This window comes from Candidatus Pantoea multigeneris, from assembly GCF_011752615.1.
Classification (GTDB): Bacteria; Pseudomonadota; Gammaproteobacteria; order Enterobacterales; family Enterobacteriaceae; genus Pantoea; species Pantoea multigeneris.
Window position 1 is genome coordinate 164,447 of sequence record NZ_VWXF01000007.1, and the last position, 15,958, is coordinate 180,404.

Here is a 15,958-nt window from a genome sequence, read left to right on the forward strand (position 1 = left end):
AGTTGCCGGAAATACTTTCGTCTTCATTTAAGGTGCAGCCATGTCACAGTTTGATCTTCTGTTTCAGCCGTTGAATATTAATAAACTCACCATCCGTAATCGGATTGTCAGCACCGCACATGCAGAGGTGTATGCCACTGATGGCGGCATGACGACCGATCGCTATGTGAAATATTACGAAGAGAAAGCCAAAGGCGGCTGTGGCCTCTGTATCTGCGGCGGCTCCAGCGTGGTCTCGATTGACAGCCCGCAAAGCTGGTGGAGTTCCGTTAACCTCAGCACCGATCGCATCATTCCCCATTTCCAGAATCTGGCGGACGCTGTACATAAGCACGGCGGCAAAATCATGATCCAGATTACCCACATGGGACGGCGTTCACGCTGGGATGGCGAAAACTGGACTCACCTGATGTCTCCTTCGGGCATCCGTGAACCGGTGCACCGCGCCACCTGTAAAATCATTGAAGAAGAGGATATCTGGCGCATTATTGGCGACTTTGCCCAGGCGGCCAAGCGGGCAAAAGCGGGTGGACTGGATGGCGTAGAACTCTCTGCTGTGCACCAGCACCTGATCGACCAGTTCTGGTCGCCGCGCGTGAACAAACGTACCGACCAGTGGGGCGGCAGCTTTGAAAACCGGATGCGCTTTGGTCTGGAAGTGGTGAAAGCCGTGCGCGCCGCCGTGGGCCCCGATTTTGTGGTCGGGATGCGTATCACCGGGGATGAGTTTCACCCGGACGGTCTGAGCCATGACGACATGCGCCAGATCGCCGCCTACTACGCCGATACTGGCATGATTGACTACCTCGGTGTTGTCGGCTCGGGTTGTGATACCCACAACACCCTGGCAAACGTGATCCCCAATATGAGCTATCCCCCGGAGCCGTTTTTACACCTTGCTGCGGGCATCAAGCAGGTGGTGTCCATTCCGGTGATCCACGCGCAGAACATTAAAGATCCCAACCAGGCACAGCGTATTCTGGCTGCGGGCTACGTCGACTTTGTCGGCATGACGCGTGCGCACATTGCCGATCCCCATCTGATTACCAAAATTAAGCTCAATCAGGCCGACCAGATCCGTCAGTGCGTGGGCGCCAACTACTGCATCGATCGTCAGTACATGGGCCTGGATGTGCTGTGCATCCAGAATGCGGCGACGTCGCGTGAGTATCTCGGGCTGCCGCATATTATCGAAAAGACCACCGGGCCGCTGCGCCATGTGGTGGTGGTGGGGGGCGGACCGGGTGGATTAGAAGCCGCCCGCGTGGCTGCCGAACGTGGTCATAAAGTGACGCTGCTGGAGCGGGCTCAGGAGTTGGGCGGCCAGGTGGTTACGGCTGCCAAAGCACCCCAACGCGATCAAATGGCGGGTATCACCCGTTGGCTGGCGATGGAGCTAACGCGCCTTGGCGTTACTGTGCAGTTGGGCGTTGAGGCGGATGTCGCCATTGTTAACGATCTCAAACCCGATGTCTGCATTCTCGCCACCGGCGGTCGCCCGTTCCTGGAACAAAATCCCGAGTGGGGCGCAGCGGAAGGGCTGGTGGTTTCCACCTGGGACATTCTTAACGGCACGGTTGAGCCGGGTAAAAATGTGCTGATTTATGATGCTATCTGCGAATTCTCCGGCATGTCAGCGGCAGATTTTCTGGCCTCAAACGGTTCGCTGGTGGAACTGGTTACCGGCGATATCAAGCCTGGTGTGGGCATTGGTGGCACCACGTTCCCGACCTATTACCGCAGTCTCTACGAGAAAGCGGTGATTATGACGGCCGACCTGGCGCTGGAAAAAGTCTATCGCGAGGGCGATAAGCTGGTGGCGCTGTTGGAAAACGAATACACCGGCCAGCAGGAGGAGCGAGTGGTGGATCAGGTGGTGGTGGAGAACGGCACCTACGCCAATGATGAACTCTACTTTGCCCTGAAAGCGGACTCACTGAATAAAGGGCAGATTGATAACGAGGCGCTGTTTGCGTTGCAACCCCAGCCGATCCTCGCGACAACAGAGAAGGGCATGATTCTGTGGCGCGTGGGGGATTGCATCTCCCAGCATAACGTTCACGGTGCAATCTATGATGCGCTGCGGCTGTGCAAGGACTTGTGATTAAGGAGCACAGCATGATACTCGATCAATTACTGCCGCTGTTGCTGGCCGCCGCGCTGGTGTTAGTGGTGGCTGGCGTGGTGAAACGCGTTAGCCTGTGGCGCAGAGGCAGGCCGGAAAAAGTCAGGCTGCTACGCGGCCTGATGGCGATGCCGCGCCGCTATATGCTGGACTTACACCATGTGGTCGCGCGGGATAAATACATGAGTAATACCCACGTGGCTACTGCGGGTGGCTTCGTGTTGTCACTGGTTTTACTGGTGGCGATCCACCTGTTGGGCTTCTCCAGCGGGGTGCTGAATGTGGCACTCTCAGCGGCCTTAGTGATGATGTTTACCGGTGCCGTGTTTGTCTATCGTCGCCGTCGCAACCCGCCATCCCGCCTCTCCAAAGGGCCGTGGATGCGTTTGCCGAAAAGCCTGCTGATGTTCGCCTTTAGCTTTTTCATCACCACCTTGCCGCTCTCTGCGGCCGTCTCCTCTGATGTTGGTCGTTGGGCGATTTCCATCCTGTTAGTGGTGGGGATTATTTGGGGGCTTGGTGGGCTGGTGTTCAGCATGAGCTGGGGCGGCCCGATGAAACATGCGTTTGCTGGGGCATTGCATCTGGCTTTTCATCGCCGTCCTGAGCGTTTTGGCGGCGGCAGATCCACCGGACTGAAAGCGATTGATTTAGCGGCACCGAAGTTAGGGGTGGAGCAGCCAGCCGATTTTAAATGGAATCAGCTGTTGGGTTTTGATGCCTGCGTGCAGTGTGGCAAGTGTGAAGCGGTTTGCCCGGCGTTTGCGGCGGGGCAGCCATTGAATCCGAAAAAGCTGATTCAGGATATGGTGGTCGGCATGGCGGGGTGCAGTGACGCGAAGTTTTGCGGCAGCCCACATCCCGGTATTGCCGTGGGGAATGCAGTCGGCGATGCGCATCAGCCCATTGTCGGCGGACTGATTGCCCCTGAAACGCTGTGGTCCTGTACCACCTGTCGCGCCTGTGTGGAAGAGTGCCCGATGATGATTGAGCACGTGGATGCGGTGGTCGATATGCGCCGTTTTCAGACGCTGGAGAAGGGCAGCACGCCAGGCAAAGGCACTGAGGTGTTGGAAAATCTCAGCTTCACCGATAACCCAAACGGCTTTAATCCGCAGCATCGTACCCATTGGGCGGCCGATCAGAACTTGCCATTAATGAAACAGGTGAAAAGCACGGACGTGCTGTTCTGGGTTTCCGATGGGGCATTTGATATGCGCAGCCAGCGGATCCTGCGTGCCTTTGTGAAAATCCTCAATGCCGCGGGTGTGGACTTTGCCGTGCTGGGGGATGAAGAGGCGGACAGTGGCGATATGGCACGCCGCCTGGGCGACGAAGCCACGTTCCAGCGCCTGGCGAAACGCAATATCGCTACGCTGAGCCAGTACCAGTTTAAAACCCTGGTCACAACCGATCCCCATGCGTTTCACTGCCTGAAAAATGAGTACCTTGATTTTTATCCCGCCGGGGAAAAACCGGCATTTGAGGTGCTGCATCACTCCACCTTTATTAACAACCTGGTGAAAGCCCAGCGGCTACGTCTCAACGCCAGTAAGGGTAGCAACGTCACTTATCACGATCCCTGCTATTTGGGTCGCTACAACGGTGAGTATGCCGCACCGCGTGAGCTGCTCGCCAGCCTCGGCATGACGTTGGTTGAGATGGAGCGATCCGGTTTTCGTTCCCGCTGTTGTGGCGGGGGTGGCGGTGCGCCGATCACTGATATTCCTGGCGAACGACGGATTGCGGACATGCGCATGGACGATGCCCGACAGACCGGTGCTGAGCTGATTGCCGTAGGCTGCCAGCAATGTACTGCGATGTTAGAGGGGGTAGTAGAACCGCGCCCGGTGGTGAAAGACATTGCCGAGCTGGTGGCTGAAGCGCTGACCATGGCTGAGCGCCAACAGCGCGAGAGCAGCCGTCGCATCGAAATAGCCGTGGAGATGGCGTGATGAATGACATTATTCGCAGAGATCCCCGGCGGGAGTGGATTATCCGCAACCGCCTGCATCCGCAGCACCATGAAGTCACGATGAACGTCATGACATTGCGTGGCGCTTCCGGCGTGCTGCGCAAAAACCCGCATGTGTTGGGGTATATCGGCCCTAACGGGATTAAACGTATTGATCGGATGAACGTTATCGCGCCGCAACAGATCTCGGCTCGGGGCGTGGCCCGTGCGGCCGAAGCTCGCGAACTGCCGCTGCATCGGGTAGATCAAGCCGATTACTACGTGGCTGTGGTGCCGGACATGGTCGGTGGGCGCTTGAGCAGTCACGATCGCGATGCGATTGGCCAGGCGCATGCTTTAATCCGTCAGGCCGGTGGCGCAGGCGCGGTAGTCGTGATTGTGTTTGCGGAACACCGTGAAACGCAGTTTGCCCTGGCAGGGGTTGATCGGCTGATGCTGATCAACGGCAGCGAATATGCCGGATACAGCCCCGAAGCGCGAACTCAGGTGCTGGCACAGGTAGAGCAGGAAATTGCACCGCGCTACTGGCTGTTCCCGGACAGCATCTCCGGCGGGTTTGAGCTGGGTTGTCGCCTGGCCGCGCGCATCGGCGAACGGCCAGCCACTCAGGCATGGAAGGTGGATACTGAACAGACGCTCTGTCGCGGCGCGGCAGGCACGCAGGATATTGCCCGCATGACGCCGCGTGTTTTGCTGCTGGCGGAAGAGTGTGCCGATCACATTGATGAGACGCGTCATGAAGTGTTACCGCTGGCGCTCTCCAGCACCACGGCGACACGCGCACGGATTGTTGATGAAGGGCCGGTTGCAGTTGATCCTAATGCCGTGGCGCTGGGCGAAGCAGAATTTATTCTCTCCGCCGGTAATGGCGTGCATCACTGGGCGCAGTTCCATCAGACCGCACAGGCACTGGGGGCCACCGAAGGGGCGAGTAGGGTCGCGGTGGATAACGGCGATATGCCGCGTTTTCGTCAGGTGGGTGCCACCGGGACCTGGGTGACGGCCAGAGTGTATGTGGCCGTGGGCATCTCCGGTGCCGTTCAGCATCTGCAAGGTATTGGACAGTGCGACAAAGTGATCGCCATCAATACCGATATCAGCTGTGACATGGTGAAGCGTGCGGCGCTGAGTGTGATTGCGGACAGCGACGAAATTCTGGCAGAACTGCAGCGACTGGTGCAGCAAAATCGTAAGGAGGCGCTGGATGATGCAGCCTGATAATTACCGCATTACGGCGTTGATCTCAGTGGGTAAACATCCAGATTCCGGGCGCGATCGCCGTGCGGAGCAAGATGCACGCGCGGTAGAGATGGCGCTGCGTCTGGCCCCGCAGCAGCTAGAAGTGTTGCACGCCGGCGATGTCGAAACGCCCGCGTTGCGCGCCTATGCCGGCATGGGCGTGAAATCTCTGCGTGTGTTATCCCTCGCGCAATCAGCAGATGCGGTGCCGACGCTGGTGGATTATCTCCAGCGTAAACCGCCCGATATCATCCTCACCGGTAAGCGAGCTGAGCAGGGCGAATCTTCCGGTATGCTGCCGTTTCTGTTGGCGGAGCAGTTGGGCATTCCCCTGGTGATGGGCATTGCTGAAATTGTCCGGGTTGAAGGGGGCGAAGCGCAGGTGCTTCAGGCTTTACCGCGCGGGCAGCGTCGCGCGTTGCGCGTTCCACTGCCGTTTATTGCCAGTGTGGATATGGCCGCCAGCGTACCGCGCCAGAGTGCTTTCGGCCCTGGCAGCCGGGCCGTCTTCGCCTGTGAAACCGCGCAGGTGATAGCAGAGGATGAGGCGCGGGCAGCGTGGCAAGTCACTGCCGCACGTAAACGACCGAAACGGATGAAAGTGGTAAAGGCCAAAACCGCTGCGGATCGCTTTAAAGCGGCCACCGCGAAGGCCCAAAGCGAAGGGGGAAAGGTGATGCGCGATGAACCGGTTGAGAAGATGGCGCAGGCCATCTATGACCTGTTGCTGGAGGAAGGGGTGTTACGCTGAAAAGAATACCGCACTAAATCAGAGCCAGGCATTGCCTGGCTCTGTGCTCTCAGGGGTGCAGATTTTTCAGGACGATGTCACTGTACCAGTCAATGAAGTTGATCACGCCGAACTCATGGGACTCGGAATAGGGGCCAGGGCGATAACCCATGGAGTTGATGCCACGCTGGTTTTCCTCACCCAGTACGCGGTCCTGATCGTTGGTGGCATCCCACACTTCGCGCAGGCGCTGAGGATCGTAATCCACCCCTTCGACGGCATCTTTATGTACAAACCACTTGGTGGTTACCATGGTTTCCTGAGCGGAGATCGGCAACACGCGGAACACAATAAAGTGATCGCTCTGCATGTGGTTCCAGGAGTTTGGCAGATGCAGGATGCGCATCGAGCCCTGGAAATAGCTGGTAAAGCGGCCCAGTAATTTGCCCGATCCGGTGCCGCCGTCAATGGTCATGACTTTGGCTCCCTCTTTTAACGGCATACGCACAATGCGGTTACGCAAGCCAAAACTGCGGTGGCGGTGTGGAATTCCCTGTTCATCCCACTGCGCGGCGTGTTTGTTGTAGTAGTCGAGGAAAGACTGCGGCGCGCGTGGGTCATTGATATCGTCCCACTCCAGCAGGGAATTGAGCAACTCAGGATGGCTGCCCGCGCAGTGATAGCACTCGCGGTTGTTCTCAATCACCAGCTTCCAGTTGGCGCGTTCATACATATTCGACTCAACCGCCAGCTTGGTATTTTCGACGTCATACGGCTCCATGTACTCTTCCAGCGTCAGCAGGAAGTCATCGAAATCAGAAACCGGTGCGGATTCCGCCAGGCAGACAAAGATAAAGCCACCGGCTGTTTTACAGTGCGCACGCTTCAGGCCGTGCTGTTTCATATCGAAACCTTGATTGGTCTCCGAGCCGGCAAACAGCAGATTGCCTTTCAGGTCATAGGTCCACTGGTGGTAAGGGCAGACCAGGTTAGCGACCTTACCGCGCTCTTTAGAACACAGGCGCGAACCGCGATGGCGACAGGTGTTGTGGAAGGCAGAAATTTTCCCTTCACCGTCTCTGAGGATCAGCACCGGGTTTTGGCCAATTTCAACCGTGAAGTAGTCACCTTTTTTCGGTATTTCACTGCTCATCCCGACGAAAAGCCACTCCTTCTGGAAGATCTCCTCCATATCTACACGAAACAGCGCAGGGTCGTTATACAGCCCCTGTGCCAGAGAGTAGTTAGGCTGGCGCTGCTCGAGCAGCGCAGTGGTTTTCTCTCTCGCCTCGTCAATGCTGGTACAGCTGATATTCAGAAAATCGATATTGCTCATAATGGCTTTCTTCTCGCGCGGGTGAACGAAAATTGTGTTTGTGTGCAACACATTCGGATGTCAACCAGGCCCCAGCTGTGCGGGAAACCAATGCCGCAGTTTAGGTGTGGGTAACTGTTAAGCTGAATGCTGCACTGATTCAAATCTTGCGAATGTTCTACCTGCGACATCGATCCCCTCAGTTAAAGACGCTGCCAGCAAAGCACGAACCTGTGAGCGCTGTTTTAGGCATTTCCATGTCGTGAATAAACAAATGCCCGACCGGGGATAACACCAGAATTCCAGCTATTGGCCACATTGTCTGGCCGCACTGGAGAGCCTCCTTCGGCTTTTCATTTCCTCTACCCGAGACAGGAAATGCCATGATGAGCACGCAAGACATCACAATACTGAACCCGAGCTCTTTTGAACCCGTCACCACGCGAACCTGGAGCAACGGGCGTCATGCAGTGCGGTGCGTCAAGGTGATTCAGGAAACCTGGGACGTGAAGACCTTTAACTTCATGGCGGAGCAGCCAGCGATCTTCTTCTTTAAACCGGGCCAGTTTGTCACCTTAGAGCTGCCCATCGAGCAGGAGACCATTTTCCGCTCTTACACCATCTCAAGTTCACCTTCGGTGCCCTACAGTTTTTCTATTACCGTGAAACGTGTGCCGGGTGGTCTGGTCTCAAACTGGCTGCACGATAATATTCAGGAAGGGATGGAGCTGGCGGTACACGGCCCGGTGGGCCAGTTTAACTGCATCGATTTTCCCAGCCGCAAGGTGCTGTTCCTGTCGGGAGGCGTGGGCATTACGCCGATGATGTCGATGGCGCGCTGGTATTTTGATACCAGCGCCGATGTGGATATGGAGTTTGTCCACAGTGCCCGCACCCCGGAAGACATTGTGTTCAAGCGCGATCTGGAAAACATGGCTGCACGTATTCCCAGCTTCAAACTCAGTCTGGTTTGCGAGCGCTACACTTCGGGCCAACACTGGAGCGGCTATCGCGGCTTTTTCAGCTACGCCATGCTGGAGATGATTGCGCCTGACTACCGTGAGCGAGAGATTTTTTGCTGTGGCCCGACCCCTTACATGAATGCAGTGAAGAAAATGCTGCAAGAAGCGGGCTTCCCGATGCATCGCTACCATGAAGAGTCGTTTGGCGCGACCCCGGCACCCGCCAAAGAGCAGGCTAAGCAGGAAGCCGAGGAGGCGGAAACGCTGGCGGATGCGTTAGAAACCGCCGATCTGAATCTGGTCTCTTTCGCCAGCCACGGCAAAAGTGTGCAGATTGCGCCTGGGGAAACCATTCACGCCGCTGCGGCAAAAACGGGTATTACCATCCCGAAAGCCTGTGGCATGGGCATTTGTGGCACGTGCAAAGTGAAGTGCCTGGAAGGTGAGGTGGAGATGAACCACAACGGCGGCATCACCGATGAGGATGTTGAGGAGGGGTATATCCTTTCGTGCTGTAGCGTACCGCAGGGTAATGTGGTGATTGAAATCTAGTCGTTGGGTGATTTCAGGGCAAAAAAAAGCACCGCAATCGCGGTGCTATGTAAATCACTTTGGACAGACAGGGTAAATCTACAGGAATTAAAAGCTTGATCCGTAAGCTGTCGGATCAAAATGCAAACACAACATCACGACCACAAGCCAAAAATCCCCAGAAAGTCTGCGAGATAACTCGCAATTTCTAAAAATTTTTCGTTCCGGCTCAGGAAGTGCGGCAACTATAGGTATTTGCTGGAGCTTCCTCAACGGACAATTTATAATGTCTCGGATTAAAAAAACTAATACGGATGCCTCTGTTATAAGCAAACGTATTGTGGTCTTTTCCCGGATGCGGTAACCCATGTCGAAACGCCTTCCCCCGCTCAATGCTCTGCGGGTTTTTGATGCAGCTGCGCGTCATTTGAGCTTTACTAAAGCCGCTGAAGAGCTGTTTGTTACCCAGGCTGCTGTCAGCCATCAGATAAAATCTCTGGAAGATTTTCTCGGTCTTAAGCTGTTTCGGCGGAGGAATCGTTCGCTATTACTCACCGAAGAAGGTCAAAGCTACTATTTGGATATCAAGGAGATTTTCTCTGCCTTGAATGATGCAACGCGCAAATTGCAGGCGCGGAGTGCCAAGGGTGCCTTGACGGTGAGCTTGCTGCCAAGCTTCGCGATTCAGTGGCTGGTACCACGCCTTTCTAGCTTTAATCTGGCTTATCCGGGGATTGATGTGCGTATCCAGGCGGTTGACCGTGATGAAGAGAAATTGGCGGATGACGTCGATGTGGCCATTTTTTATGGGCGCGGCAACTGGCCGGGGCTGCGGGTGGAGAAACTGTACGCAGAATATTTGCTGCCGGTATGCTCACCGACACTGCTGACCGGTGAAAATGCGCTGAAGACGCCTGCCGATCTGGGCAACTTTACCCTGTTGCATGATGCCTCCCGACGGGACTGGCAAACGTATATCCGCCAGCTTGGCCTGCAACATATTAATGTGCAGCAGGGGCCGATCTTCAGCCACAGTGCGATGGTGTTACAGGCGGCTATTCACGGGCAGGGCATCGCCTTAGCCAACAATGTGATGGCGCAAACGGAGATTCAGGCCGGTCGCCTGGTTTGTCCTTTCAATGATGTCTTAGTCAGTAAAAACGCTTTTTATCTGGTTTGTCATGACAGCCAGGCAGAACTGGGTAAAATAGCCGCCTTCCGACAGTGGATTCTGGCAAAAGCGGCGAATGAACAAGAGACGCTGCATTTCCGTTACGATCATTAGTCTGGTGCGTTCTGTACAGTGACGTGCAGTGAAATACCTTGAGGAAAGTCTGATGTCCAGTCGTGCAATGTTTATCTTTGCAGCCATCAGCGGCTTCGTGCTGGTGGCCTTTGGCGCTTTTGGCGCTCATGTGCTGAGTAAATCACTCGGTGCAACCGAAATGGCGTGGATCCATACCGGTCTGGAGTATCAGGCCTGGCATACCCTGGCCATTATCGGTCTCGGCTCGGCGATGTTACGCCGGGCGAATATCTGGTTTTACTGGAGCAGCGCCCTGCTGGCATTAGGCACGGTACTGTTCAGCGGCAGCTTATACTGCCTTGCGCTATCACATCTGAAGGTGTGGGTATTTATTACGCCAGTAGGAGGAATGTTCTTCCTGATTGGTTGGTTAGTGATGTTAGTTGGCGCTTTGCGTCTGAAACAAAGGGCCGATCGCCATGAATAAAGTATTACTGTATTGCCGTCCTGGATTTGAGAAAGAGTGTGCGGCAGAAATTACGGCGAAGGCCACGGAGCGTGAAGTCTTTGGCTTCGCCCGCGTCAAAGAGAACTCCGGCTACGTGCTGTTTGAGTGCTATCAACAAGAAGACGCAGAAAAACTGATTAAAACCCTGCCGTTCGCCGAGCTGATCTTTGCGCGCCAAATGGTGGTGGTGGGTGAATTACTGCGTGATTTACCGCCAGAAGATCGCATTACGCCAATTGTCGGCATGCTGACCGGCGTCGTAGAGAAGGCGGGTGAGCTGCGCGTTGAAGTACCGGATACCAATGAAGCCAAAGAACTCACCAAGTTCTGCCGCAAGTTGACCGTACCGCTGCGCGCCAGCCTGCGTGAGAGCAAAATTCTCCTGAACTATGAATCACCGAAGCGCCCCGTGGTGCATGTGTTCTTTATTGCGCCCGGCACCTGCTACGTTGGCTACTCACTGACCGGCAACAATTCGCCGTTCTACATGGGGATTCCACGTCTTAAATTCCCGTCGGATGCGCCAAGCCGCTCTACGCTGAAACTGGAAGAGGCGTTCCACGTCTTTATTCCCGCAGATGAGTGGGATGAACGTCTGGCGAGCGGTATGTATGCGGTGGATCTCGGCGCATGTCCGGGCGGTTGGACCTACCAGCTGGTAAAACGCAGCATGTGGGTCTACTCCGTCGATAACGGTCCAATGGCACCCAGCCTGATGGATACCGGGCAAGTGACGCACTGTCGTGAAGATGGCTTCAAGTACCGTCCTGCACGCAACAACATCAGTTGGCTGGTGTGTGACATGGTGGAAAAACCGGTGCGTGTGGCGAGCCTGATGACCGAGTGGCTGGTGAACGGCTGGTGCCGTGAGGCCATCTTCAACCTCAAGCTGCCAATGAAAAAACGCTATGAGGAAGTGACGCAGAACCTGGCGATGATTGATGCCGCGCTGAAAGAGCAGGGCGTTAATGCGCAGATCCAGGCGCGCCAGCTGTATCACGACCGCGAAGAAGTGACCGTGCATGTGCGCAGGTTGTGGGCGGCAGTGGGCGGCCGTCGCGACGAACGCTAATCCTGCTTCATACTTTGCACTACAGCTGCGTTGGCAGCGCTTGCTCACCCCGGTCACATACTGGAGTATGCTCCCGGGGATTCCCAAGCTTGCCAGCCTTGCTGTAGCACAAATTATTTTGCAGGAACGTACGGTGCTCTTAAACGAAAGCCACTGAGAAATCAGAGTGATGCTTAGCGCCGCAGGTGCGTTGGCGAAGTTTACTCGCCCCGGTCATCCTGCTTCATACTTTGCACTACAGCTGCGTTGGCAGCGCTTGCTCACCCCGGTCACATACTGGAGTATGCTCCCGGGGATTCCCAAGCTTGCCAGCCTTGCTGTAGCACAAATTATTTTGCAGGAACGTACGGTGCTCTAAACGAAAGCCACTGAGAAATCAGTGCTATCAAGCTGTTATGCCTGATAGCGCAGCGTATTCAAATTCCCCTGTAGGACCAAATCGCGTTTCAGCGTGGATACCTGGCGGCAGATCTCTGCCATCTCCTGCTGGTCGCGCAGCTTTTTTTGCCACTTTTCCGGCACCTGATCCAGATGCTGATAGATCGCCTCCAGCGTGCCGAACTGCATCAGTAATTCGCGTGCGCTTTTAGGGCCAATGCCCGCAACCCCTGGAATTTTACTGCTGCTGATGCCGCACAGGCCCCAGTAATCGGGCAGTTGGGCAGGCGCTACGCCAAAATCTTGCTCAATAAAAGGCACATCCAGCCAGCGCTTCTGAAAATAGTCACGAATGCGGATCGCCGGAGCTAACAGCTGACAATAGCCCTTATCGGTGGAGACAATCGTCGCCTGGTGTCCGGCATCGGCCATTTTCACGGCCAGCGTGGCGGCCAGATCGTCGGCTTCATCCCGATCGGCTACCCAGCAGCGCACGCCAGCGGCTTCAAACGCGGCCTGTAACGCTGGCATTTCGGCCTGGAGATCGTCAGGCATGGGCGGTCGGCCCGCTTTATAGTCCGGCAGTAGCTGATGTCGCCAGCCAGGTTGACGGCTGTGGCTATCGAATACGGCGACCACATGTGTGGGTTGTGTATGGCCCAATAGCTGGTGCAGTGCTGTGATACAGGCATCGCGACAAGGCGAGCCCTGGACAGCATGGAGCCGGCGGATGAGGTTGAGCGCATCCACAATAAGAAGGTGAAAAGCCATAATGATTTCAGGCAGCCCGCAGGCTGCCTCCTGGGTTATTTGATGATTTCGTAGCAGGGCGTGTAAGCACTACCAGGCAGTTTCATGCGGTGCTGGGCAACAAACCCCTGCAGCAGTTCGTCCATGCGGTGCATGATGTCCGCATCGCCATGCAGTTTGAACGGGCCTCTTTCGCGAATTTCGCGAATACCCATCTCTTTTACGTTACCCGCGACAATGCCTGAGAAAGCCCGACGCAGATCGGCAGCCAGTTTTTCCGCCGGTTGGTTGGTAAACAGATTGAGATTCGCCATGTTTTCATGGGTCGGTGCAAATGGCTGTTGCAGATCGGCATCAATGCGAATCGACCAGTTAAAGCTGTAAGCATCGCCGGTTTCACGACGGTGCTCTTTTACCTGCGGCATGGCGCGTTTCATCAGGCGAGCCACTTCGGCGGCATCATCAATAATGATTTGATAATGTGCACGTGCGCTCTCACCCAGCGTATTGACGATAAAATCGTCCAGTACGCGGAAGTAATCAGCACTCTCTTTTGGCCCCGTGAGGATCAGCGGCAACACCTGCTCTTTGTTGTGTGGGTTCATCAGAATACCCAACAGATAGAGCAGCTCTTCGGCGGTGCCTACCCCACCAGGGAAGATCACGATACCGTGGGCGATTCGCACGAACGCCTCTAGCCGTTTTTCAATGTCCGGCATGATGATCAACTCATTGACCAACGGGTTTGGCGGCTCGGCGGCAATAATAGAAGGTTCGGTTAAACCGATAAACCGCGAGTCGTGATTGCGCTGTTGTGCGTGGCCCACCGCCGCCCCTTTCATTGGGGCTTCCATCACGCCCGGACCGCAGCCGGTACAGATGTTTAGCTCGCGCAAACCTAACTGGGTACCCACATTACGGCAGTACTGGTATTCAATGGCGTTGATGGAGTGACCACCCCAACACACGACCATATTGGGATACTCCCCAACGTGCAGTGCGCGGGCGTTGCGCAGGATAGAAAAGACCTGGTTGGTGATTTGCACGGAGTCCGTTGAGGCGGGATCCGCCAGGCGGCTGCCGGGCGTGAGCTGGCCATTAACGAACAAGATGTCTCGCAATACCGCGAACAGGTTAGCCTGCAACGAGCGGATAATGCGCCCATCAACAAACGCCTCTTCCGGCGGGTTAATCAGTTCAAGCTTCACGCCACGTTCGCGGCGTAACACGTTAATATCAAAGCTTTCGAAGCGGGAGAGCAGTTCATGGCTACTGTCGGTCTGGCTGCCGGAATTCAACACTGCCAGTGAACAGTTGCGAAACAGTTGATAGAGGTCGCTGCTCGCGGTGCGTTTGAGCATGTCGACTTCCAACTGGGAGAGCAAATCCATGGAGCCAAGTGGGCTGATATGTGTAATCAAGTGAACTCCTTTACACCCGAAAGGCGTGACTGATAACGCTGTACGAACAGAGAACGCGTTGCCACGCTCCCTGTAGCGGCGACCCTCATGGTCACCGTCTTTACTGAGATTAACGTTGTTCGCGGTCTCTGCTCAAGTCAAATGACACAGCCTGCGAAGCGACTCGCAAAGCGTTACTGGCGCACCAGTCTGGAATGGCCTGGCGTGAACGGTACGTTGCTACGCCACGGATTGATATCCAGGCCACCACGGCGGGTGTAGCGCGCGTAAACCGTGAGTTCGGTTGGCTGGCAGAAGCGCTGAACATCGTTGAAAATACGCTCAACGCACTGTTCGTGGAATTCATTGTGCTGGCGGAATGAGACCAGATAGCGCAGCAGCGCTTCGCGATCGATACGCGCACCTTTATAGCGAATCATGACCGATCCCCAATCCGGCTGGTTGGTGATCAGACAGTTTGATTTCAGCAGATGGCTGACTAAGGTTTCATCCACGACTTCCGTGCCTGTCGCGTTTGCCAGGTAATCGGCGTTAAAGCCGTAATCGCTGATCTCAATATCCTGCTCGTCGATGCACTCACCGGCAAAATGGCCAATGGGTTGGCCTTCAATGTCACTCAGACGGAACAGAACCACCTCAACATCCCCCTGAGCGCAGGCGCTGAGATCGCGTTGCAATGTCTGGCGCACGTCATCCCAGCCAGCAAACTGCGTCTGGTTGAAGCTATTGAGGTAGAGTTTGAAGCTCTTCGATTCAATCAGGTTGAGGCTGTCTGCATTCAGGACAATTTCACCCACGGCAACCTGGGGTACCCCTTTGCTGTTCAGCCAGGAGAGTTCATACAGCGTCCAGAGATCGGCGCCGTGGAACGGCAAATTGTCAGGTTGTAGCCCTAAAGGATCGCGGTTAAGGCTGCGTGGCACCGCTTGTAGCAACGTGTTGTCGTAGCGATCGTGGTAAGCTACCGACTTACCCAGCGTCAGGTTGCTTAGTGCCTGATCCTGTTTTTCAGAAGACATAGAAAGGTCATCACTCAGTTTGAACATATCTGCTCAGTGTAACCTATCAGAAGTGAGAATATGAAAGATGCCGCATACTGCTGATGCTCTGCGTGATTTTACCGCCCGCTACTGTCTGCGCTGGCAGCAAATTTATGGGCATCCGCCCGCGAGTGAAGCGCTATACGGTATTGCTTCTCCCTGTATTACGGAAACCCGAGAGAGCGAAGTGCTGTGGCAGCCGCAGCCGTTTACGCTGGGTTCGACGCTGGAGATGATTGAACGGGCGCTGGATATTCGCCTCCAACAGGATGTTGCCGCGTTCTATACCACCCAGTTTGCCGGTGATATGAGTGCAAAATTTGGTGAGCGAGCGCTGACGCTGCTGCAAGTGTGGAGTGAAGATGACTTTGAGCGGTTACAGGAAAACCTGATTGGCCACCTGGTGATGAAACGTCATTTGAAGCAGAGCCCAACACTGTTTATTGCCACCACCGATTCAGAACAGGAAATTATTTCGCTATGTAATCTTACCGGTGAGGTGGTACTTGAGCGTCCGGGAACGAAACATCGTGAAATTCTCGCCGATAAAATTGAGAGTTTTCTTAATGGATTACAACCAGCTACTCCTTAATTTGCAGAGCTGAACCCGTGCCCTTGTGAGAGATCTCTCACATTGGCTGTAAGAGATCCATCACTTGTAAGATT

General features: G+C 55.2%; 14 protein-coding genes. 10 read left to right on the forward strand and 4 right to left on the reverse strand.

The features are described from left to right. Window positions 1-40 precede the first annotated feature (40 nt). From F3J40_RS16775 to etfB, 4 genes are read left to right on the forward strand one after another with little or no spacing between them, the layout of a single operon-like run. On the forward strand, window positions 41-2,104 hold the full coding sequence (locus tag F3J40_RS16775) for an oxidoreductase (RefSeq protein ID WP_167016391.1): 2,064 nt from the start codon (window positions 41-43) through the stop codon (window positions 2,102-2,104). Between the two features lie 14 nt (window positions 2,105-2,118). After that, window positions 2,119-4,080: a (Fe-S)-binding protein gene (locus tag F3J40_RS16780; RefSeq protein ID WP_205297403.1), complete on the forward strand. Its 1,962-nt coding sequence runs from the start codon at window positions 2,119-2,121 to the stop codon at window positions 4,078-4,080. Then, entirely contained in the window at window positions 4,080-5,318 is a 1,239-nt protein-coding gene (etfA, locus tag F3J40_RS16785; protein WP_167016393.1) for an electron transfer flavoprotein subunit alpha, read from the forward strand. The genes F3J40_RS16780 and etfA overlap by 1 nt, the downstream gene beginning before the upstream one ends. Next, complete coding sequence (etfB, locus tag F3J40_RS16790) at window positions 5,305-6,090, forward strand: electron transfer flavoprotein subunit beta (RefSeq protein ID WP_167016395.1); 786 nt, start codon at window positions 5,305-5,307, stop codon at window positions 6,088-6,090. Before etfA ends, etfB begins: the two co-directional genes overlap by 14 nt. A gap of 49 nt (window positions 6,091-6,139) precedes the next feature. Here etfB and gbca read toward each other — a convergent pair whose 3' ends face one another. Next, on the reverse strand, window positions 6,140-7,405 hold the full coding sequence (gene gbca, locus F3J40_RS16795) for a glycine betaine monooxygenase oxygenase subunit (RefSeq protein ID WP_167016397.1): 1,266 nt from the start codon (window positions 7,403-7,405) through the stop codon (window positions 6,140-6,142). Window positions 7,406-7,767: 362 nt separating this feature from the next. Between gbca and gbcB the strand changes: the two genes are divergently transcribed. The 5 genes from gbcB (at window position 7,768) to F3J40_RS16820 (ending at window position 12,061) form a co-directional block, all read left to right on the forward strand. After that, entirely contained in the window at window positions 7,768-8,898 is a 1,131-nt protein-coding gene (gene gbcB, locus F3J40_RS16800) for a glycine betaine monooxygenase reductase subunit (protein ID WP_205297404.1), read from the forward strand. 346 nt (window positions 8,899-9,244) lie between these two features. Beyond that, window positions 9,245-10,162: a transcriptional regulator GcvA gene (locus tag F3J40_RS16805; protein ID WP_017345487.1), complete on the forward strand. Its 918-nt coding sequence runs from the start codon at window positions 9,245-9,247 to the stop codon at window positions 10,160-10,162. A gap of 52 nt (window positions 10,163-10,214) precedes the next feature. Then, the gene (locus tag F3J40_RS16810; protein ID WP_017345488.1) at window positions 10,215-10,610 is read left to right on the forward strand and encodes a DUF423 domain-containing protein; all 396 of its coding nucleotides are present in this window, start codon (window positions 10,215-10,217) and stop codon (window positions 10,608-10,610) included. Next, entirely contained in the window at window positions 10,603-11,703 is a 1,101-nt protein-coding gene (gene rlmM, locus F3J40_RS16815) for a 23S rRNA (cytidine(2498)-2'-O)-methyltransferase RlmM (RefSeq protein WP_017345489.1), read from the forward strand. Before F3J40_RS16810 ends, rlmM begins: the two co-directional genes overlap by 8 nt. Window positions 11,704-11,872: 169 nt before the next feature. Further along, window positions 11,873-12,061 carry a hypothetical protein gene (locus F3J40_RS16820; RefSeq protein WP_167016399.1) on the forward strand — a complete coding sequence of 63 codons (189 nt, stop codon included), beginning with the start codon at window positions 11,873-11,875 and terminating at the stop codon, window positions 12,059-12,061. Between the two features lie 35 nt (window positions 12,062-12,096). Here F3J40_RS16820 and xni read toward each other — a convergent pair whose 3' ends face one another. The 3 genes from xni to queF form a co-directional block, all read right to left on the reverse strand. Next, window positions 12,097-12,852, reverse strand: a complete 756-nt coding sequence (xni, locus tag F3J40_RS16825) for a flap endonuclease Xni (RefSeq protein WP_017345490.1) — start codon at window positions 12,850-12,852, stop codon at window positions 12,097-12,099. A gap of 35 nt (window positions 12,853-12,887) precedes the next feature. After that, window positions 12,888-14,252, reverse strand: a complete 1,365-nt coding sequence (gene ppnN, locus F3J40_RS16830) for a nucleotide 5'-monophosphate nucleosidase PpnN (RefSeq protein WP_017345491.1) — start codon at window positions 14,250-14,252, stop codon at window positions 12,888-12,890. Window positions 14,253-14,425: 173 nt separating this feature from the next. Beyond that, a complete protein-coding gene (gene queF / locus F3J40_RS16835; protein WP_167016401.1) occupies window positions 14,426-15,271 on the reverse strand; it encodes an NADPH-dependent 7-cyano-7-deazaguanine reductase QueF in 846 nt (281 codons plus the stop codon). A 67-nt stretch (window positions 15,272-15,338) separates the two neighbouring features. Between queF and syd the strand changes: the two genes are divergently transcribed. Next, window positions 15,339-15,884: a SecY-interacting protein gene (gene syd / locus F3J40_RS16840; protein WP_167016403.1), complete on the forward strand. Its 546-nt coding sequence runs from the start codon at window positions 15,339-15,341 to the stop codon at window positions 15,882-15,884. The last annotated feature ends 74 nt before the right edge of the window (window positions 15,885-15,958 follow it).